Below are 20,859 nucleotides of genomic sequence, written 5' to 3'. Positions count from 1 at the left end.
TTAGTGTTTCCATTAGTTAACTGAATATAATCATTGAGGTTCCATCATACACTGCTTTTTGGAGAATTTGGAATAGATATAGTTAAGGACTGCGTTTATCTGGAAAGAGGAGTAGGGAATACAGGGAGGCTTTCGGCTCCTGATTCTGAGACAGCCTGCACTGCAAAGAAGTAGTTGTCTTTGGAATAAGGTAAGGTTAACGTAGTCTCAGTTGTCCAAAACTTACGCTCCCACATAGCAGAAGATGTCTCTCTCATCAGCACGTAATAGCCTTTTACTTTTCCGACGGCTGGTGCATTCCATAGCAAAGTAGATTTATTGCTTAATGCACGTACGTCAATTTTAACTTCCTGTGGTTGATCTGGAGAATTAGCCAAAGAAGCTAGAGAAGCCAGATTCACGGCAGATACTTTTCTCAAATATTCAAAGTCCATGAATTCGGGCAGGTCGCCATATTGAATGCCATCTTCCACTCTTACATTTTCGTGCTGATGGAGGAAGTTTTCATTCATTTCAGACATTCTTACCGCAGTGAAGGCATTTCTGGCAAATGAAGTTTGGTCTCCACCTCTCAAAAATCTATCTGCTCTGTAAATCAATTTCACCACAAATTGATCTACGTAGCGCTCTCCAACTTCCTTAATGTATCGTGCCAACTGTCTGGATTTACTGTCATTGTCAGCATTGGTGTAGCGGCGAATATTTCCTTCCTGCTCTGTTTCTGCAGTTGGGATGGTCTCTGAAAACACGCGCATTTTCAGGTTGTCTTTGATCAGCGTCTCTGATGAGCTGCTATTTCCTACGATGTCGTTATTCAGTACCGCTGCGATATTCCAATCTTCAGATTTTGCCTTATCCGCCATATAGGTAGCACCTTTCAATCCCTGCTCTTCCCCTGTAAATGCTACAAATAAGATGGTCGCCGAGAACTCATGAGAGGCCATTATCCTAGCCAATTCAATGACTGCAGCAGTTCCGCTACCGTCATCATTTGCGCCAGGTGCGCTACCCTCCGCATCCATTACATCTTTATTTCGTGAATCCATGTGAGCCGAAATGATGAAAATGCGATCATCTGATGGATCAGTTCCTTTGAGCGTTGCGATGACATTCGCCCCTGGAGAATCTTCCAAAATTCTTCTTTTGTCACTTGGAATAGTAAATTTCTCGATTTCCGCTGTCATTCTTCCATTAGATTGCTTCGCAAAATGGCTGAACTTGGAAAGGACGTACTGCTGGGCAGCCGGCATACCATTTTCTTCGTCGGTGCTTAAGGTATGGCGGGAATTGAATGACGCTAGAGTTCGGACATGATGCTCAAGAGAATCTGAAGAAATCTCAGAAACCATCTGAGCTATTTCTGGATTTCGAATCACTGTTGTTTGAGAAATGGCCATTTGGCTACAAAGCGCCAGAAAGAGAATAAGTAAATTTTTACGCATGATATAAGGGTGGTTTATACTTAAGGCTTAAATTTATCTTATTAATTTTCTAGCCAAAGTATTTTTACATGAAAACACTAAGCCAACCTAAAAAAGGCGATTATTCGGCCTTTTTCTCTACCTATCTCAAGCTAGTTTCAGGAAATGACTATGAAGAGCAGATTCTAAAACAAGTTGATTTATTAGTAACCTTATTTCATGAAAAAGGATCAGAATGGGCTGAAAAAGCTTATGAAGAAGGAAAATGGACTCCAAAAGAGGTGCTTGGCCACGTCACTGATACTGAGAGAATAATGACATTCAGGGCTCTTTGTTTTGCCAGAGGGGATAAGTCTTCTTTGCCAAGTTTTGAGCAGGATCCTTATGTGTTGAATGCTAGATTTGGACAGGTTCCCATTCATTTATTACTTGATGATTTTGTAGCTCAGCGTTTTTCTTTACTCTCAATGACACGAATACTACCCGCTGATTCCTTCGATTTTGTTGGGCAGGCAGATGGTAATCCAATTACTCCAAGAGCGTTGTTTTGGATTATCCCAGGGCATTTTACCCATCATTTGAATATCCTAAAAGAGCGCTATACGACATGAAATTAGCTATATCCACTGTAGATGCTTTTACTACTAAAGCATTTTCTGGCAACCCTGCTGCCATTTGTTTACTGGATCAGGAACTATCCACCTATCAGATGCAAGCCATTGCTATGGAAATGAATCTGAGCGAAACGGCCTTTGTAAAGCGAACTTCAGAGCCGGATTCATTCAGCTTGCGCTGGTTTACGCCTATCGTTGAAATTGATCTTTGCGGGCATGCTACGCTTGCCTCAGCTTTTTGGATGGTAAAGTCAGGTTGGGCAAAGCCAGGTGAAACCATTCGATTCCAGACGCTAAGCGGTGAGCTTCGGGTGAAAAGTGATGGGGAATGGATCGAAATGGATTTTCCTATTATTCCCACTACAGCAGAGAAGCATCCATTCTTTGTAAATGATTTTTTCGGAGCAAAAATTACTCAGGCTGCGAAATTGAAGAAGAATTGGATTTTTGAGTTGGAAGATGCCCGTGCAATAGAGTCAAGTGAACCTGATTTTTCTGTTGTGAAAAAGCATAGTGAAGAAGGAATTATTATCACTGCCCCAGGAAAAGGATCAGTTGATATTTATAGTCGTTTCTTTGGGCCGAATGTTGGGATTGACGAAGATCCCGTAACTGGATTCGCGCATTGCGCCTTGATGGATTATTGGTTTCAAAGATCTGGTAAAAATAAGATTAAAGCCTATCAGGCAAGTCGGCGAGGAGGCGAGCTTCATTTGGAGAAAAGAGAAAATCGCGTGATCATCCGAGGTCAGGCGGTCAACGTGTTTTCTGGAGAAATCGAATTTTAGATGAATCATTTTGTACATAAAAGAGGTAGGCAGGTAAAGTACGCATTCAAATCTTTCAAAGATTATTGGTTGACAGATGCGAGTTTTGCTGTGTTGCTATTGATATTACTATTCACAGTTTTTGTGCTGCCTATTCTGATAGAGTATGGGCATGTTCATGCACTATTTGTGAACACAGTTTTTCTGTTCTTATTTTTTACGGGAATTTGGTCATCGAGGAATAGATTTTTGGTGGTGTTGACTACGGTACTTTTTGTTACTCAATTGGGCCTTAGAATCCTCCGTTTTTCCAATTACGATTTTGAATTTTATCTGGCAGAGCGGATTGTCGGAATCTTGAATATGATGGTGTTTATCTATTTAAATATCAGGCTGTTATTCAGAAATTATGAAGTGAATATTTATAGAGTAATTGGAGCTGTTAATGTGTATTTGCTAGTGGCGATTTTGGGGGCATTTGTTTTTGAAATAATCTATCTGACCACTGGATCAGGAATAGGTGGAGATGTGGTGTTGGAAGGAATTGATAAGGATTTTGCACTGTATATCTATTTTAGCCTGGTATCTCTCACTACAGTTGGTTTTGGAGATTTGTATCCCATTCAGGTGATGTCAAAGATGCTATCCGTTTTTCTTTCCACGATCGGAATCCTATATCCAGCAGTCGTGATAGCTCGACTAGTTTCTGCTGGCAAAAACTAAATAATTACCTCCATCTGTGTAATTTCTCATAGGATTCTAATTACAATTGGTAGTTTCAAAATCGAATAATTATACCCCATACTTTATGAGAAAAAAATTAAACTTAACATTATTCTTTGCGCTTTGTCTTTCGGCTGTACTAGCGCAAACTGAAAGACAAATCGAAGTAGAATCTGCAGTGGTGACCACGCACGAAACTACCATCAAAGGAAAAAAAGTCCCTTACAAAGCTACCGCTGGAACCCAGCCAGTTTGGAACGAAAAAGGCAAGCCAATCGCTTCCCTGTTCTACACCTACTATGAGCGAACTGACATCTCTGATAAGACTACCCGTCCGCTTGTGATTTCCTTCAATGGCGGCCCTGGCTCAGCTTCTATCTGGATGCACATAGCCTACACCGGGCCCGTGGTGTTGAATATTGACGATGAAGGTTACCCTCTTCAGCCATACGGCACCAAATCAAATCCATATTCTATTCTAGATGTTGCCGATATCGTTTATATAGACCCTGTAAACACTGGATTTTCAAGAATTGTAGATGAAGAAGTGGATCGTTCTACTTTCTTTGGAATCAACTCTGATATCAAGTATCTGGCTGATTGGGTCAATACATTTGTGACTCGTCAGAATCGCTGGGCTTCGCCAAAGTATTTGATAGGTGAAAGCTATGGAACGACCCGTGTCGCAGGTCTTGTGGCACAGCTCCAAAATGCACACTGGATGTATTTCAACGGAGTTATCATGGTTTCCCCAACTGAGTTGGGAATTGAGCGGGGTGCACCTATTCATACTTCTAATTATCTGCCGTACTATGCAGCTACTGCTTGGTATCACAAAGCCTTGGACGCGTCTTTGCAAAACAAGGATTTGAATGATATTTTGCCGGAAGTGGAAGCTTTCACTATTAATGAGCTTATTCCAGCAGTAGTCAAAGGCGGAATGTTGACAAATGCAGAGCGTGATGCTATTGCTACAAAATATGCGCTGTATTCAGGTCTTAGCAAAGAGGTGGTGCTGGAGCATAATCTGCTGATTCCTACCAATTTCTTCTGGAAGGAATTGCTTAGAGATGAAGGTATGACTATCGGAAGGCTGGATAGTAGATACAAAGGATTTGATAATGCAGGTACAGGTTCTAGACCTGATTTTGATCCAGCATTATCTTCTTGGAATCATGCTTTTGCTCCTTCATTTCAGGTTTATGTGAGAGAAAATCTCAATTACAAGACGGACTTGACCTATAATCTTTTTGGGCCAGTTCATCCGTGGGATCGCTCTAATGAGAGTACTGGTGATGATTTGGGTGATGCCATGCGTCAAAACCCTTATCTGCATTTGATGACACAGTCTGGATATTTCGACGGAGGTACAGATTATTTCAATGCAAAGTATAATCTATGGCAAATCGATGCGGCTGGAAGAATGGCGGATAGAATCTCATGGAAAGGCTACAGAAGCGGTCACATGATGTATTTGAGAGCTGAGGATTTGGAGACTTCCAATGAAGATATTAGAGAGTTTATCAAGAAATCCATGGTAGCCCCTGATATGCCGGCAAAGTATAATTAAGTAGCAAGTAAAAAGTATCAAGAGAAAAAAGTTGAGAACATGAAGGTTTCAAATTCGGATGATACCTCATTCAACTAGAAAGAAAGCCGGAGATAATTCTTCGGCTTTTTTAATAGTCATTTGGGGCGAGCATGTCTGTTTCAAGCAGATCTCAACAATGTCAGGCTGAGCGTAGTCGAAGTCTCTGACTAATGTTATTAATACATTTCTCTAAAAGATCAGCTGCTCCTTGAAGCTTTCAAAATCCAGGATTGGTTCTTTTACACAAAGCATTTCTCCCAAAATCTGATAAACATCTGCCGGTTTCTTTCCTTCTTTTCTGATGAATTGAATGGAATTTGCTCCTTCAGATTTGGATAGTTTTTTGTTTTTCGGGTCTTTCAAAAGTGGATGGTGGTGGAATGTGGCTTCTTGCCAAGATTTGAGCTCAAGTCCATTTGCTACGATTTGCTGATCCAAAGTCGATCCCAGCAAGTCATTTCCTCTCACTACCAGATCTACTCCGTAGTGTACATCGTCTATTACCGAGGTCAGTTGGTAGGCAGGAAGCTTATCTTTCTTCCTGACAATGAAAAAAGCCGAGTCTTCAGGAAGAGTGTAGGCTTTTTCGCCTTCTGAATAGGTTTTGATTCGGATGAAATCCGTGTCGAAAGTATCCATGCGCCAGCAAGTTTCATTTCTTTCCAGTGGGATATTTCTGACTTGACAATGGCCTAAATAATATCCGGATGAGTCTAGCTGCTGGATTTTCTTGCGTGTGCAGTCGCAGGCAAAGACTAATTTTCTTTCGCGGATTTGCTCTAATGCTTCCAAATAATTGTTCATTCTGTGAATCTGAGACCATTCTTGCTCAAATTCCTGAACTGTTTTTGGACCTTGATCATAGCCGATCTCCATGTAGTCCAGCGTATCAAAAATATCCTGTACATATTCGGTTTTATAGCGATCACGATCTAAGTCATCAATTCTTAATAGAATCTTTGCTCCGGTTTTTTCTGCTAATGCTTTTGTAACTAAAAATGAGTAGAGATTTCCCAAGTGTAAAAAACCACTGGGAGTAGGGGCAAATCGTGTAAGCTTGAAATCCATTAGTCAAAATTAGTCAGTTTAAAGTAACTTTTGGAGATGAAATACACTGTCCTATTTACTATTGCTATTTTATTGATTAGTTCTTGTGCATCTGACAAATTTTCGATGCAGCTAACTGGACAAGAAATGATCGAAAAATCAATTGCTTTTCATGATCCAAAAGGTAGTTGGAAAGATCTCAAAGCGACTTTTATTTTAGAGGACAGTTTGCCGGCTCCAAGATCTTCGAGAAGCTACAGCTTTACCTTGGATAACTCCCAATCGATCATGTCATATAGTATAGATGGAATAAGCTATATCGTTCATCATGATTCCCTGCAAGTGGAAATGGGAGAAATCACGTTGGATAGGGCACTTCGCAGTAGAAATTATTACACCTTTCTTTGGGGGCTTCCTATGAAATTGCAAGATCCCGGGACGAAGATTGAATCAATGGTAACCATGGAAGAGTTGAATGGAAGTGAATATCATGTGGTACGCGTTCCTTATGAGAAAGACATTTGGTATTTCTATTTGGAACCTGAAACATATAGGATGGCGGCCTACAAGTTCTATCAAGATGAGCCAAATCAAACCGGTGAAATGATCTATCTCGAAGGGATTGCCGAATTTGAGGGAATGAAAATCCCCGCAAATCGAAGTTGGTACAGAACTGAAAAATCTGAGTTTTTGGGAACCGACAAACTTATTAGGATTCAGCCTCTGAGTAATTAGTTATTCTGTATATACGCTATTCTGCCATTAAGGGAATTCTCTTTGGTCAATAGGTTGGAAGACCGCAGACCGGAGACCGGAGTAAACCTGAATTCAATGTGTCTTTGGATTTTCGATCCTATAAATTTTATACTGGCACGATTCCGTATAATCACATTAATTATTTTTTATATCAGCTTTTCTGCCTGTAAAAGACAAAATCAACAGAGAATTTTGTGACCCCGATAGCCATCGGGACTAGCGAAGACGCCCCATCGGTCACCCGCCATACATCTTCAATCCTGTAAAGCAAATAAAATGAGGCTATTGGCATCATTACGGATAATCATATCAATTACTTTTCAGCCAAGCTTAAGTTTCTTTAACTCCTTAAATTTCAATACCTGCGAAAAGCCTTCTTATTTTTGGACTTTATGAAATTCAGGATCCTGGTCTTTGTATATTTTGCTTTTCTCCCAGCTGTATTGGCTCAAAGATCCTATTCAGGAAATGTGCTGGATGCCAATGACAAGAAATATCTCGAAGGAGTATCAGTGGAGGTGATAGGCACTGACCAATTGCAAACGACCAATGCAAGAGGGTACTTTTCTGTGCAGGGGGAAAGTGGAGATACATTGCGCTTGTCTTTTCCAGGGTTTCTAGAGCAAAAAATAGTGTTGGCAGAAGAAACCTTTCTAATGGTACAGATTCAAGATAGGGCTAGGTTACTTCCTACTTTTGAAGTGAAATCAGAGCCTTATGCTTTCCGGTTCAAAGACGGTAAATTAACGCTGATAGATCCTGACGAGGAGAAAGACCGATCGACCAAAGGAGGAATTAGCGCAGGCTACCTGAATTCACCGAGTGGGGGTATTGCAATCGCCGGTGTATTATCTTCTCTGACCAAAAGAGCCAAACAAGAACGTGAATATCAGAAAAAACAAGAATGGATGAGAAGGAGAGCTGGTTATTACGCCGTGATTGAATCGGATTCAGTTCGACAGAATTTGATAGTAAAGTACCAGCTGGAGCGCTCAGATTGGGATAGGATCATCATTCGATTCAATGAAGGAAATTCCTATCACGAGTTTTTGGATTGGAGCGAAGAGCGTGTTTATACTACGCTGAGCGAATTTATAAACCGAGAAAGCAACTGGATCAATTAGGCTTTCCTCTTGAATGACCAAGTCACATAAAATCGCGCTACTTCCTCGCCTTGCAGATTTTTTCCACTAGAGATCATCGTCAACTTGCCAGTTTCATTTGGCTGTAAAGACTCAATTAGACTAGATAATTCTTGTCCCTGTTCACAGGTGAATGTGATCTTTTGATTGGCTTTTTTGAAAAATTCCGCTCTGAAATCAACTACTAACATGGAGTATTTCCCCTGACCGCTTATCGCTAATTGGCATAATGCTCCGGTGCTCAATTCTCCTGCTCCTGCCATTGCCGCAAAATAAATTGAATTAAAAGGATTCTGAGTTCTCCAGCTGTAGGGGATAGTCACCACGCATTTATCAGCATCGAGCTCTTTGATCCGAAATTTCCAAAAAACTGCAGAAGGAAGCTTGATCAACATGCCAAACCAAAAATAGAGTGGATTGCTCATTTTTTTTTGATAGGCTAAAGCTGCTGGTTTTAAAGCAATTTGAGTTTCTTTGACGTCCATATTTTCAGTGATTGAAATCTTAAATTAGCGAAAAATGCTTTCTGGTATTCAATTTGGGAATGAAGGAGAAAAAACCACCATGAAAAAAATAGCAATTTTGTTTTGCGCTGGATTGATAATGTATTCTTGTGCGACAGTACCACTCACAGGGAGAAGTCAACTTGCTCTTGTCTCTAGCGAAGAGATTCAGCCCTTGGTTGATGAGCAGTATGACGAAGTTCTCAAAAAGGATAAAGTAGTGACTAATACTGCTGATGGGCAAAAGGTTCTCAAAGTGGGCAAGCGCATGGCTGAGGCTGTGGAGAGTTACCTGGTTACACAAGGATATAAGGAGCTTGCTGATTCTTTCGACTGGGAGTTTAATCTGCTTCAAAGTGAACAAGTGAATGCTTGGTGTATGCCGGGTGGTAAAGTAGCTTTCTATACGGGTATCATGCCGCTCACTCAGACTGAAACTGGTATTGCCGTTGTCATGGGTCATGAAATTGCCCACGCAGTGGCTTCTCACTCTGCTGAGCGTATGTCTAATGGAATGCTAACAAATCTAGGCGTAAGTGTACTTTCATCTGCAGTGGGTCAGAATCCAAGTATGACACAGGCGATATTCCTTCAATCTGTAGGTATAGGAAGTGAGTTGGGAATGCTAAGTTTTTCAAGAAAACATGAGCTGGAAGCTGATGAGTTGGGATTGACTTTCATGGCGATTGCAGGATACGATCCGCGCGAAGCGCCTAACTTCTGGCAGAGAATGCTTGAAAAAGAAAATGGAGCTGCGCCACCAGAGTTTCTTTCTACTCACCCCGCTTCACAAAGTAGAATAGACAAATTGAATAAGCATATGCCTAAGGCATTGACTTATTATAAGGGGAAATAATCAATCTGAGTTTCCGCAATGAAGCTTTGCTTTAAAAGGTTGGAAGACCGAAGACGTCCAGATCGCTATCGGGAGTAGCGGCTCAATTCAAGAGTGGAGCTGAATCTATAAAGAGTTTATATCGTTACTGGTAAAAAAACGGGGTACTCATACTAATTAATAAAAGCGGATTAAATGTCCGTTTTTTTTTGTAGTTTTTAAGTTCTGAAATTCTTAAGGATTTATTTAAAATGACTTAGAGATGAAAAGATTAGTAATTTTTGCCAGTGTGATTGTTTTTGGGTTAGCTGGATGCGAGGAAGAAGAACCAGGAATTGATTACTCGTTGGATCAGATTCTTTTTGCTTGTGACAATTCTGATCGAGCAGATTTTTTATGGTTAGATCAATTTGTTGCTAACTCGGAAAGCCAACCTGGAAGATATTATGGAATACAATTAATGAAGTACAATTCATCCGTATATATAATGTTAGAAGATGGATTGAGTGCTAGTCCGCCGAGGATAAATAATTGTTCCGGGGATCTTGCTTTGGCAGATTTGGGCTTGACCTACAATGAGTTCATAGATCAATCTACTAAACTGAAAACCATCTATTCAAAATACTAACAAAAAACCCGGAGTCGACTCCGGGTTTTTTGATTTATATTATTTTTTGATAAGAAGAGTTAAAAGTGTCTTAGAATCAGCACCACTCTCCGATGTATTTCGGTCTTCGGTCTCACGTCTTCCCGCCCAAAAAGCAAAGAGAATAAGGCTACTTATATCAATGACATTAAGCTCTATAATTTACATATTAAATCCTCTCAGTTTGATCTGAGTAAGTTTCCGTTTAGTATCCAGCGGAAAATCACCACGCATCATCCAGTCGTAATAGCCTGGCTCTTCTTTGAGAACTTGAGTGACAGGAGTTCCTTTTTGCTTTCCGAAGTTAAATACCTCTACACCTTCATTATTAAAGACAAATCTTCCGGCTAGATCCACCATTTTTTCATTGAGCAGATCGTGAAGTTTTTTCATGTCATTTTCGAAGACTCCCACCTTATTTCCCTGCAAATCTTCCATTTCCTCACCCAAATACCGCTCTACCTGTGATTTGAATACGTCTAGCGTAGCTAAAGTGTCAGCTTCAGCACTGTGTGCATTTTCCAGATTTTGGCCGCAGTAGAATTTGTAAGCTGCCGTCAGGTTGCGCTTTTCCATCATGAAAAAGATCTTCTGTGAATCCAGTAAGTTTCGCTTATCCACATCGAACTCGATTCCAGCTCTGAGAAATTCTTCCACTAATAAAGGGATGTCATATTTCAGGATATTAAATCCTGCCAGATCCGACTGTCCGATAAACTGGAATATCTCTTTAGCCAGATCCTTAAAAGTATTCTCTTCCTTCACATCTTTATCATAGATGCCATGGATCAGCGAAGACTCCAAAGGAATGGGAATAGTAGGATTGATTTTTTTGGTATAGATTTCCTGTGCTCCATCTGGCCTCACCTTTACTATGGAAATCTCCACGATTCGGTCGGTGGAAATATTAACTCCGGTAGCTTCGAGGTCAAAAAATGCGATTGAATTCCTTAAGTTTAATTGCATGGTTATTTGAATTTAGCTTTAATCGGCTCCAGATCCATTTTGTCGTAGGATCCCGAACTCATTAAAAGAAGGTTTGAATTGGTGTAGTCTTGAGCCAAAAGATATTCCTTCAGGCTTTTGCTATCTGTAAATAATTTTAAATCAGGTCTTTGGAAGCCAGCTCTCAACGTCTCTTCATCCATTAACTCTAGCTTTTTTAGGGCCACAGCATGAGGATCAAGATATAGAATTGCTACGTCTGCGGCTTCCATTGACTTGGCATAATTAGGTAAAAACTCCTTATTAAGTGAAGAATAGGTATGAAGTTCCTGCACAGCTACAAGCTTTCTGTTTGGAAATTGAGTTTTCACAGCAGAAACTGTTGCTTTCAATTTGGAAGGAGCGTGGGCAAAGTCACGGAAAAGGCTAGAATTATCAGTTTGCACCAAAAGCTCCTGACGTTTTGCAGCGCCTTTGAAAGTCTGTATACTTTTGTAAAACTGTTCTTTTGTCAAACCCAGCGCTAAGCAAATATCCATAGCACCTTGGAGATTTTGCAGGTTATGTTCGCCGAAAATGTAAATCGGAACTAATCCATCCTCAGTTTCCAAAAAGGTTTTTCCATCCAAAATGAGTGCTGGATGAGCTTTATAAGCAGTTTTCTTTGCAGCAATATCGCTTTTGTCCACAGCTTCTTTTACCAGAGGATCAGCTTCGCAATAGATCAGCTCACCAGAGTCTGGCGTCAAATCCATCAATTTGCTAAACTGCTCTTTGTATACCTCAAAGTCCGGGAATACATTGTAATGATCCCAGGCGATTCCACTTACTAAGGCAATGTCATGTTTGTAGTGAAAGAATTTCGGTGTTCTATCCAGTGGAGAAGTGAGATATTCGTCACCTTCGATGATGATCACCGGCGCATCGGATAGCTTCACCATCAGGTTGAAGCCTTCGATCTGAGCACCGACTAGATAATCAAAATCTACATTTTGATCTTTCAGCACATGGAGAATCACAGATGTGATAGAGGTCTTGCCATGCGAGCCAGCCACGATCACTCGCTTTTTATTCTGACTTTGATTGAAGATAAATTCTGGGAAAGAGTAAACAGGAATCCCCAATTCCTGTGCTTTCTCAAGCTCAGGATTATCGATTCGAGCGTGCATTCCTAGGATTATACCATCTAGATCGGAGGTGATTTTTTCAGGATACCAACCATAGTCGGCGGGCAAAATTCCAGCTTTTTCTAATCTAGTACGGGAGGGCTCGTAGATTTCATCGTCGGAACCAGTGACCTGATAGCCTTTTTCTACCAGGGCTAAGGCTAGATTGTGCATCACAGCTCCACCGACAGCTATAAAGTGATATTTATTCATTGGGAAAAATAATAGGTTGGAAATCTACACCAAACTTAAAAATAATTATTGGCTGCTCAGGAGACTGGCAATTCTAATTCAAAACATTTTCTCTGAGTGGTACAATTTACATTTTCTTGCAAAAGCTAATTTACGTTTCAAAATCCTTAATATCTAACTTTCTGAGCTAATGAGGTATTTTGACTGGCCACGTTTTGCTGCGTGTTTTAAGGATAAAGAAATGCCATTTTTTATAAATAATTTCCCTTTTAGGGCTTGATTATTGAGACCTCGCACTGTTGATAACTCTGGCAGAAGTTGTTTAAAACTCTTGCCTTTTTCCCAATACATTTGTTCTATGAACGAGAAAAGTAGCAATCCACGTATCACCCGCAATAAACCCATTCAGCAAAATACCAACATGCTTGGTAAAGTTCCGCCTCAAGCCATTGAGCTTGAGGAAGCTGTCCTTGGTGCCTTGATGCTGGAGAAGGATGCACTTACTAACGTGATTGATATTCTGAAAGTGGAGAGTTTTTACAAGGATTCACATCAGGTGATTTTTCAGGCTATTCTTGATCTTTTTACAGAAAGTCAGCCAATTGACTTGCTTACGGTAACTTCTCAATTGCGCAAAAACGGTGCGTTGGAAATTGCGGGAGGAGCTTTCTACGTGACCGAACTTACTTCCAAAGTCGCTTCTGCGGCTAATATTGAATACCACGCCAGGATCATCACAGAGCAATCCATTAAGCGTGAGATGATCAGAATCGCTTCGGACATACAGCGTGATGCGTACGAGGAGACCACTGATGTGTTTGAGTTGCTGGATAAGATGGAGCAGAATCTTTTTGAGATATCTGAAAAGAATATCCGTAAGAATTACTCCGATATGAAGTCCATCATGCGTGAGGCTATTATAGAATTGGAGGCTAGAAAAGGTCAAAAAGATGGTCTTACTGGTGTTCCTTCTGGCTTGACCGCGTTGGATCGTGTGACAGCTGGTTGGCAAAAGTCAGATTTGGTAATTATTGCAGCACGTCCCGCGATGGGGAAAACAGCCTTCGTTCTTTCGGTATTGAGAAATGCTGCCGTAGATCACAATCGCCCAGTAGCCATTTTCTCTTTGGAGATGTCCTCCATTCAGTTGGTAAATCGTTTGATTTCGTCGGAAGCTGAGCTTGATTCTGAGAAAATCAAAAAAGGCACTTTAGCAGAGCACGAATGGGCTCAGTTGGTTCATAAGACTGCCAAACTTTCTAAAGCACCGCTTTTCGTAGATGATACGCCAGCACTTTCTATTCTGGAGCTTCGGGCAAAATGCAGAAAACTGAAGGCTCAGCACGATATTCAGATGATCGTAATTGATTACTTGCAGTTGATGTCTGGTGACACCAAAGGTGGATTTGGAGGAAACCGTGAACAGGAAATTGCGAGTATTTCCAGGGCATTGAAAAAAATCGCCAAGGAACTTGAAGTACCCGTGATTGCGCTTTCTCAGCTTTCCAGAGCGGTGGAGACTAGAGGAGGAGATAAGCGACCACAACTTTCGGATTTGAGGGAATCTGGAGCCATCGAGCAGGATGCCGATATGGTCATGTTCCTTTATCGTCCGGAATATTATGGAATCACTGAAGATGAGGATGGCAATTCTACTCAAGGCGTGGGAGAAGTGATCATTGCGAAGCACAGAAATGGATCTTTGGATAGTGTGAAGCTTCGCTTTATCGGTAGATATACCAAGTTTCAGGATTTGGATGGTTTTGGAAATATGCAGGATCCTCAAGGTGGAAATGCGGTTTACAGACCGACATTCGCAGCTCAGTCGAGCGGAGTTTCTGAGTTTGATTCTGGTAACACTATCAAACTTCAAAGCAAAGCCAACAGCGATGATGGAGACGATTTATTAAATAGAAATAATTCAGAAGACGCATTTTAATTTTTTGACATGAAAGCAATTACACTAGATAGCAAGCAGGAATCCAAACTACTTCTAACCGATATTCAGACAAGAAATTTGCTACCGGGAGAAGTACGGGTATTGATAAAGGCAGCTGCATTGAATCATCGTGACGAATGGTGCAGAAAAGGTTTGTATCCCAACATTAAGGATGGAGTCGTTCTTGGATCTGATGGAGCTGGGATTGTCACAGAAATAGGAGAGGGTGTGGATTATGACTGGTTGCAAAAGGAAGTGATCATCAATCCTGCGCTTAACTGGGGAGAAAACCAGAAAGTGCAAAGTTCTTCTTTTGAGATTCTCGGAATGCCCAGAAATGGTACACTCGCTGAGTCAGTGATAGTTCCTGTGGATCGTCTGTATGAAAAACCTTCGCATTTGACTTGGGAAGAAGCAGGAGCACTGCCACTTGCTGGATTGACGGCTTTTCGAGCAGTCACTTATCAGGGAAATATCCAGCCAGGAGACAGCCTGTTAGTCACAGGGTTTGGTGGAGGCGTAGCTCAATTTGCAGTGCAATTTGGAATTGCGCTTGGTGCCAAAGTGTCCACAAGTAGCAGCAGCCCGGAGAAATTGGCAAGAGCAAAAGCACTTGGAGTTGATTTTACTTTTAATTACATGGATCACAATTGGATATCAAAAGCGCTGGCAGATACAGATGGCTTTGATGTGATTATTGATGGTGTGGTTGGTGACACCCTGAATCACTTAATTCAAGTAACAAAACCTGGAGGGAAAATTGTTTTCTACGGAGCGACTCTGGGAAATCCCGGTAAAATAGAAGCAAGGAAAATTTTTTGGAATCAGTTGAAAATCATGGGAACAACTATGGGCTCTGATCTGGACTTCAAGAATATGATTTCCTTGGTCTGCGAAAAGAAAATCCATCCGATTATAGATCAGGTTTTCAAATTTGATGAGGCTGAAAAAGCCTTTGACAGAATGCGAGATGGGAAGCAGACAGGTAAGATTGTGTTGGTTCCTTAAACCCACATTACGGATTAAATTTCCTCATAAGTTTCGCCAAACTCTTTTTTAGCTATTCTGTAGATCTCATCTTTTTCTGGAGGCACAACGAGCATATCTCCAGGCTTGGCAATCATGCTGTCCTTCCAAGGTGCCTGGAAATTTAGAACTTTTGAAGCACCCAAATCTTCAAAATGGTTCTCAGTTACCATGATTCCTAATATTTCACCTTTTGGCTGATAGGATCCCCAGCCTTTTTCCAATGCTTGAACCAGCGTGTATTTTTTAGAGAAAGTCTCTGCTTTCACCAAATACAATTCATTGGTACTCGTTTGATTTTCAACCAACCAATCTCCTGATTCAGCGGTGTTTTTTGTCTCATCCCCATCAGACGTCTTAGTCACCACCAATTGTCCCGGCTGAGCTTTTTTGGCACGAACCATACTTTTCTTTTTGTATCGCTTGCCGCTTTTTTCCAAAAGAGGAAGAAAATGAGCCAGCATTTCTTTTTGGGTGATCATCGGATTGAGGAATTAAATATTTTGATATAGATCATATAAAATTAAGAATAACATCAAGGAATAAGTATGCTTTAGATGATTTTAGTTCTCTATTTACCAATAGTCACGCTGTTCAATTCAAATCATTCTCAAAGAGAAAATTCTGGTAGGCATTCTGAAGTTCTTGCAGAGCTTTCACATTCTTTTGTTCAAGCGCCAGAGCGATGCCATTTTCAAAAATCACTTTGGATTGGTCTATTTCCCCCATTTCTGCATAAAGGTGGGCAGCAGGAAAGTATGTTGCAAGGTAAGTTGGATGATCAGTAAGCAACTTAGCAAAGAGGGTATATGCCTCTTCTTGATCCGTTTCTCGGAATTCAATCGCGAGGGCATACCAGTTGAAGGGATTATCGGGTTCTTCTTCGGTAAATTGTCTGAGTAGTTGTATCCTGTCCAGATTGGTCATCAATAGTTTTTTTAATTAAGTGCTTACTGTTAATTTCACGAGAAATAAATCTAAACTAATCTAATTCTAAACCAATGAAGATTCTTGTTTGTATCACCCACGTACCCGATACTACCTCCAAGATTCAGTTTACAGCCGACAATACCAAGTTCGATTCTACAGGAGTTCAATACATTATTGGCCCTTACGATGATTATGCCTTGGCCCGTGCTGTTGAACTTAGAGATGAGGCGAGTGGAAAGTTAACTGTTTTGAATGTAGGAGAGGCGGATTCCGACCCAACTTTGAGAAAAGCCCTTGCAATAGGCGCTGATGACGCTATTCGAGTGAATTCAGCTCCAAAGGACTCTTATTTCGTAGCGCAGCAAATTGCACATTATGCAAAAGAAGGTGAATATGATTTGATTTTGATGGGTAGAGAATCCATTGATTTCAATGGAGGAATGGTTCACGGTATGGTTGGAGAATTGCTCGGCATGCCTTCATTTTCTCCAGTGATGAAATTGGATGTAGACGGATCTACTGTGAAAATGGCAAGAGAAATCGAAGGTGGTAAAGAAATGCTGGAAGCGAGTCTTCCGCTGATTGCTGGGTGCCAGGAACCGATTGCAGAATGGAAAATCCCGAATATGCGCGGAATCATGTCTGCGAGAACTAAGCCACTCAATGTAGTTGAGCCTATTTCTCAGGAAACTCAAGCTGAAGCAAGCAAATATGAACTTCCTCCGGCTAAAGGTGCAGTGAAACTGGTAGATAAGGATAATGTAGCTGAGCTGGTAAAGCTTTTGAAAAATGAAGCAAAAGTACTTTAATCATAAACCCATAACTTATTATAAATTAAGACATCATGTCAATATTAGTATATATAGAACAAGCCGAGGGTAAGGTAAAAAAGACCAGTCTTGAGGCGGTTACCTTTGCAAATGCATTAGCCGAACAAACTGGTGAAGGAGATATAGTAGCAGTAGCTCTTGGCACCATCGGTAACGAGGAATTGGCTGCAATCGGAAAAGCAGGAGCGGCGAAAGTACTTCATGGCGCCGACAGTAAGTTGGATTCAGGAGTGATACAAGCACATGCTTCGGCAGTTGCTCAAGCTTTTAATTTCATAGGAGCTAAGACATTGGTATTGGCGAAATCATCTTTAGGAGATGCGGTGGCCGCGAGACTAGCGATCAAACTGAATGCTGGGTTGGTTTCCAACGTGGTAGAATTGCCGAAAACTGATTCAGGATACATTGTAAAGAGAAGTATTTATACTGGAAAAGCTTTTGCGGAAACGACAGTAACGACTGAGAATAAAATCCTTGCAATCAAGAAAAACGCAATTGATTTAAAGCAGGAAGGAGCTGATGCACAGGTAGAAAGTTTCGATGTTGCTCTTGATGATGCAGATTTTGCCTCAAAAATCACATCTACTGAGCGTGCGACTGGAGATGTCTTACTTCCAGAAGCCGATATTGTGGTATCAGGCGGAAGAGGCTTGAAAGGCCCGGAAAACTGGGGTATGGTAGAGGAAATGGCTAAAATTCTCGGTGCTGCTACTGCATGCTCTAAACCGGTTTCTGATCTTGGATGGAGAGGACATCATGAGCATGTAGGTCAAACAGGTATAAAAGTCGCGCCTACTTTATATATAGCGATAGGAATTTCAGGAGCTATTCAACATCTTGCAGGGGTCAACTCTTCAAAGTGTATCGTAGTGATCAATAAAGATCCAGATGCGCCTTTTTTCAAAGCCGCGGATTACGGAATTGTGGGCGATGCTTTTGAGGTTGTACCAAAACTAAACGAAGCATTAAAAGCTGAATTATAAATTTTTGTGGAAAAACTCATAGAACTTGAGATTTTGGGACTTTCGTCTAATCACTCCCAGTCAGGGTCATTTACCTTGGTCTTGGGAGAGGTGGGTGGAGCTAGACGTTTGCCGATAGTGATCGGTATGTTTGAAGCTCAGGCGATAGCTTTAGAAATCGAAAAAATTGTTCCTAATCGTCCCATGACGCATGATTTGTTTAAGTCATTTGCCTCTGGGTTCAATTTTGATATCGAAAGAATCGTAATTACAGATATGAAGGAAGGAGTCTATTATGCTAAAATTCAATGTAAAAGCTCTCAAAAAGAATCTGATGTGGATGCACGACCTTCAGATGCCATAGCGATTGCGATACGATTTGGAAGTCCTGTATTTTGTACTGAAAAAGCGATGTCCGAAGGGGCAGTAGAGCATTATGAAGTAGAAAAGAAGGATGATCAGAAGGAGCCTAAATCTTCCACTCAAAAGTTTACAACCCAAAAGGAGCCTTCTTTGAAGGATTTTAGCTTGGACAAGCTTAACCAGATGCTTGATAAAGCGATTAATAATGAGGATTATGAGCGAGCGGCTCGGATTCGAGATGAAATCAACAAAAGAAACTGATACAATATAAAGCCCGATCTGACTCGGGCTTTTTTTATGTTTTTTTTTACCGCGGAGGGCATAATTGCATATTTTTAATATTTTAGTCAAAAGTTTACCTATCTGGAACTGCTATCCCCAGCTGGGCTAACTATGGATAGCCTTAATTTTGAGATGTTTCATATGCTGTACAGCGCTATATAAAATTTGGAATCCATCAAACGTACCTAAAGGCACGGCTGGCTTATAATTGTCAATTATTCTACCCATAGCAAGTCCCTAAAGGGACAACCGCGACTGCGACTGAACTCTGATGATTGATCACTTTCTACTTTTCACATCAAATCGACAGTCACCTATTACCTTTAACTTTCATCAGGCTTAATTCATACTTGTTTTATGAGATGCGTTCCTTATTTTTAGGTTTTATTCGCACTAATTATTGAATGGATTATTTAAGAGGAGTCTTTGGTCTAGCCGTCATCGTTTTGGTGGCTTTTGTCTTTTCAAGCAACAAGAAGAGAATTGACTGGAGATTAGTTGGAATTGGAATTTTGTTACAGCTCGTGTTCGGGTTTTTAATCACACAAGTTCCTATTGTAGAAAGTGGCTTTGCGATGGTCAGTCGAGGCTTTGTGAAGTTCCTTAGCTTCAGTCGCGATGGAGCAGCGTTTATTTTTGGAGATTTGGCGGGAGATAGTTTTGGTTTCATATTCGCTTTCCAAGTGCTTCCCACTATTATCTTTTTTTCCACGGTTTCCGCTGGATTATACTACTTAGGAGTTCTTCAGAAGGTTGTATTCGGAATAGCTTGGGTAATGGCGAGAACCATGCGTCTTTCAGGACCAGAGAGTTTGTCCGCTGCAGGAAATATATTTTTAGGACAGACAGAAGCTCCTTTGCTTGTTCGCCCTTTTATTCCACAGATGAGTAAGTCGGAGCTGATGTGTTTGATGACTGGTGGAATGGCTACAATTGCCGGTGGAGTTTTGGCTGGATATGTGGCGTTTTTGGGTGGAGACAGTTTGGAGGAGCAAAGTAAATTTGCTGCCTATTTACTTGGAGCTAGCATCATGAATGCACCTGCAGCTATTGTGATGTCCAAGATGTTTATCCCTGAAGTGGAAAAAGAGCGACTGAAGGAGAAGCTCGAAGTGAACGAAGAAGCGATGGGAGTCAACCTGATCGACGCAATGTCAATAGGTGCTTCCGAAGGATTGAAATTGGCGCTTAACGTAGGAGCTATGCTTTTGGCATTTATAGCGGTGATAGCAGCTCTCAATTACCTTTTGATGGGAATCTTAGGTGATTTAACCGGACTTAATGAATTTGTGGTGAACAGTACTGGAGGGCAGTTTCAGGGCTTTTCATTGGAATATCTTTTTGGACAGGTCTTCCGGGTATTTGCCTGGGTGATCGGAGTTGATTGGGTGGATACGCTTCAAGTTGGTAGTTTACTAGGACAGAAGACGGTAATCAATGAGTTTGTGGCTTATTTGAGCCTTTCTGAGATGAAGGAAATGGGCACACTAAGTCCCAAATCAATTGTGATTGCTACGTATGCGCTTTGCGGATTTTCCAATTTTAGTTCGATAGCGATTCAGTTAGGGGGAATCAGTATTATCGCTCCAAATCAACAGGGTAACTTAAGTAGGCTAGGATTGAAGTCATTACTAGCAGCTTCGTTGGCTTGCCTGATGACTGCTACGATAGCAGGGATGCTGTTTGGGTAATTTTGAGTAGCAAGTATTTAGATGTTAGTATCAAGTATTTAGATTTTAGAATCAAGAATCAGGAGCCAAGAAATAATCGGACAAAGTGAAGTTTAAAGAGAATTGATTTTGAGTTCTGTGCAACACAGACCAATAGAAAATAGTTAGTTTTGACACTTTTTGTAATACAGATCGTGCCTTTGGCACTCTTTATCATAGACCTGTCTGACAAAACCCCGAATTTCGCTTCGCTGTATTCGGGGCTTTTATGGGAATTGCCTTTGGCAATATTGCAGAATCCGATTGTTGTGAGATTGCTGGAATCGTAATTGGGATACGGATTTCGTTGTGTGAAACAGCCCATAATTGATAAATTATTCCTTGATTTGTCCTTTACTTCTGATCGTGCCTTAGGCACCCCTAATCTTATATCTATCTAACCCTGAATTTCGCTTCGCTGTATTCGGGGCTTTTATGGGAATTGCCTTTGGCAATATTGCAGAATCCGA

At 41.0% G+C, this 20,859-nt stretch carries 21 protein-coding genes; 14 read left to right on the top strand and 7 right to left on the bottom strand.

Going from position 1 to position 20,859, the window contains the following annotated elements; translation table 11 throughout:
• Positions 1-95: 95 nt before the first annotated feature.
• Positions 96-1,442, bottom strand: coding sequence for a M28 family metallopeptidase (locus BVH04_RS11045; RefSeq protein WP_086541533.1), 1,347 nt, complete (start codon positions 1,440-1,442; stop codon positions 96-98).
• A gap of 68 nt (positions 1,443-1,510) precedes the next feature.
• On the opposite strand from BVH04_RS11045, the gene BVH04_RS11040 reads away from it, so the two are divergent.
• The 4 genes from BVH04_RS11040 to BVH04_RS11025 all read left to right on the top strand — a co-directional run bounded on the left by BVH04_RS11040 (position 1,511) and on the right by BVH04_RS11025 (position 5,095).
• Positions 1,511-2,032: a DinB family protein gene (locus tag BVH04_RS11040; protein ID WP_086541532.1), complete on the top strand. Its 522-nt coding sequence runs from the start codon at positions 1,511-1,513 to the stop codon at positions 2,030-2,032.
• Complete coding sequence (locus tag BVH04_RS11035) at positions 2,029-2,823, top strand: PhzF family phenazine biosynthesis protein (RefSeq protein WP_086541531.1); 795 nt, start codon at positions 2,029-2,031, stop codon at positions 2,821-2,823. Before BVH04_RS11040 ends, BVH04_RS11035 begins: the two co-directional genes overlap by 4 nt.
• Positions 2,824-3,525 (top strand): potassium channel family protein, encoded by a 702-nt coding sequence (locus BVH04_RS11030; RefSeq protein WP_086541530.1) that lies wholly within the window; start codon positions 2,824-2,826, stop codon positions 3,523-3,525. It begins immediately after the preceding gene.
• Between the two features lie 85 nt (positions 3,526-3,610).
• Positions 3,611-5,095 (top strand): S10 family peptidase, encoded by a 1,485-nt coding sequence (locus BVH04_RS11025; protein WP_086541529.1) that lies wholly within the window; start codon positions 3,611-3,613, stop codon positions 5,093-5,095.
• A 210-nt stretch (positions 5,096-5,305) separates the two neighbouring features.
• Here BVH04_RS11025 and BVH04_RS11020 read toward each other — a convergent pair whose 3' ends face one another.
• Positions 5,306-6,184 (bottom strand): glutamate--tRNA ligase family protein, encoded by an 879-nt coding sequence (locus BVH04_RS11020; protein WP_086541528.1) that lies wholly within the window; start codon positions 6,182-6,184, stop codon positions 5,306-5,308.
• A 36-nt stretch (positions 6,185-6,220) separates the two neighbouring features.
• On the opposite strand from BVH04_RS11020, the gene BVH04_RS11015 reads away from it, so the two are divergent.
• Both BVH04_RS11015 and BVH04_RS11010 read left to right on the top strand, forming a co-directional pair.
• Positions 6,221-6,898 carry a DUF6503 family protein gene (locus BVH04_RS11015; protein ID WP_086541527.1) on the top strand — a complete coding sequence of 226 codons (678 nt, stop codon included), beginning with the start codon at positions 6,221-6,223 and terminating at the stop codon, positions 6,896-6,898.
• A 413-nt stretch (positions 6,899-7,311) separates the two neighbouring features.
• Positions 7,312-8,043: a carboxypeptidase-like regulatory domain-containing protein gene (locus BVH04_RS11010; RefSeq protein WP_086541526.1), complete on the top strand. Its 732-nt coding sequence runs from the start codon at positions 7,312-7,314 to the stop codon at positions 8,041-8,043.
• On the opposite strand, the gene BVH04_RS11005 is transcribed toward BVH04_RS11010, so the two are convergent.
• Positions 8,040-8,546, bottom strand: coding sequence for a DUF4442 domain-containing protein (locus BVH04_RS11005; RefSeq protein WP_086541525.1), 507 nt, complete (start codon positions 8,544-8,546; stop codon positions 8,040-8,042). The genes BVH04_RS11010 and BVH04_RS11005 overlap by 4 nt on opposite strands.
• A 79-nt stretch (positions 8,547-8,625) precedes the next feature.
• Here BVH04_RS11005 and BVH04_RS11000 point away from each other — a divergent pair, with 79 nt between their 5' ends.
• Together BVH04_RS11000 and BVH04_RS10995 are read left to right on the top strand one after the other, a co-directional pair.
• Positions 8,626-9,420, top strand: coding sequence for a M48 family metallopeptidase (locus BVH04_RS11000; protein WP_086541630.1), 795 nt, complete (start codon positions 8,626-8,628; stop codon positions 9,418-9,420).
• Positions 9,421-9,661: 241 nt separating this feature from the next.
• Positions 9,662-10,027 (top strand): hypothetical protein, encoded by a 366-nt coding sequence (locus BVH04_RS10995; protein ID WP_086541524.1) that lies wholly within the window; start codon positions 9,662-9,664, stop codon positions 10,025-10,027.
• 180 nt (positions 10,028-10,207) lie between these two features.
• Here the strand turns inward: BVH04_RS10995 and BVH04_RS10990 are convergent, their stop codons facing one another.
• Together BVH04_RS10990 and BVH04_RS10985 are read right to left on the bottom strand one after the other, a co-directional pair.
• Entirely contained in the window at positions 10,208-11,011 is an 804-nt protein-coding gene (locus BVH04_RS10990; protein WP_086541523.1) for a 3'-5' exonuclease, read from the bottom strand.
• A gap of 2 nt (positions 11,012-11,013) precedes the next feature.
• Positions 11,014-12,369 carry a UDP-N-acetylmuramate--L-alanine ligase gene (locus BVH04_RS10985; protein WP_086541522.1) on the bottom strand — a complete coding sequence of 452 codons (1,356 nt, stop codon included), beginning with the start codon at positions 12,367-12,369 and terminating at the stop codon, positions 11,014-11,016.
• A gap of 337 nt (positions 12,370-12,706) precedes the next feature.
• Between BVH04_RS10985 and dnaB the strand changes: the two genes are divergently transcribed.
• Together dnaB and BVH04_RS10975 are read left to right on the top strand one after the other, a co-directional pair.
• Positions 12,707-14,287, top strand: coding sequence for a replicative DNA helicase (gene dnaB / locus BVH04_RS10980; RefSeq protein WP_086541521.1), 1,581 nt, complete (start codon positions 12,707-12,709; stop codon positions 14,285-14,287).
• Positions 14,288-14,296: 9 nt separating this feature from the next.
• Positions 14,297-15,295, top strand: a complete 999-nt coding sequence (locus tag BVH04_RS10975) for a quinone oxidoreductase family protein (RefSeq protein WP_086541520.1) — start codon at positions 14,297-14,299, stop codon at positions 15,293-15,295.
• 14 nt (positions 15,296-15,309) lie between these two features.
• Here BVH04_RS10975 and BVH04_RS10970 read toward each other — a convergent pair whose 3' ends face one another.
• Both BVH04_RS10970 and BVH04_RS10965 read right to left on the bottom strand, forming a co-directional pair.
• Complete coding sequence (locus tag BVH04_RS10970; RefSeq protein ID WP_086541519.1) at positions 15,310-15,795, bottom strand: hypothetical protein; 486 nt, start codon at positions 15,793-15,795, stop codon at positions 15,310-15,312.
• A gap of 112 nt (positions 15,796-15,907) precedes the next feature.
• Entirely contained in the window at positions 15,908-16,240 is a 333-nt protein-coding gene (locus BVH04_RS10965; RefSeq protein ID WP_086541518.1) for a tetratricopeptide repeat protein, read from the bottom strand.
• Between the two features lie 74 nt (positions 16,241-16,314).
• Here BVH04_RS10965 and BVH04_RS10960 point away from each other — a divergent pair, with 74 nt between their 5' ends.
• From BVH04_RS10960 to BVH04_RS10945, 4 genes are all read left to right on the top strand, one after another.
• Positions 16,315-17,052, top strand: coding sequence for an electron transfer flavoprotein subunit beta/FixA family protein (locus tag BVH04_RS10960; protein ID WP_086541517.1), 738 nt, complete (start codon positions 16,315-16,317; stop codon positions 17,050-17,052).
• A 35-nt stretch (positions 17,053-17,087) separates the two neighbouring features.
• Entirely contained in the window at positions 17,088-18,056 is a 969-nt protein-coding gene (locus BVH04_RS10955) for an electron transfer flavoprotein subunit alpha/FixB family protein (RefSeq protein ID WP_086541516.1), read from the top strand.
• A 6-nt stretch (positions 18,057-18,062) separates the two neighbouring features.
• Complete coding sequence (locus tag BVH04_RS10950) at positions 18,063-18,659, top strand: bifunctional nuclease family protein (protein WP_086541515.1); 597 nt, start codon at positions 18,063-18,065, stop codon at positions 18,657-18,659.
• A 425-nt stretch (positions 18,660-19,084) separates the two neighbouring features.
• Entirely contained in the window at positions 19,085-20,371 is a 1,287-nt protein-coding gene (locus BVH04_RS10945; protein WP_086541514.1) for a NupC/NupG family nucleoside CNT transporter, read from the top strand.
• Positions 20,372-20,859 lie beyond the last annotated feature (488 nt).

Origin of the sequence: Algoriphagus antarcticus (genome assembly GCF_002150685.1) — a bacterium.
Classification (GTDB): Bacteria; Bacteroidota; Bacteroidia; order Cytophagales; family Cyclobacteriaceae; genus Algoriphagus; species Algoriphagus antarcticus.
Note: the sequence above shows the minus strand (reverse complement) of the source record. Positions and strands in the feature narration are given on the sequence as shown.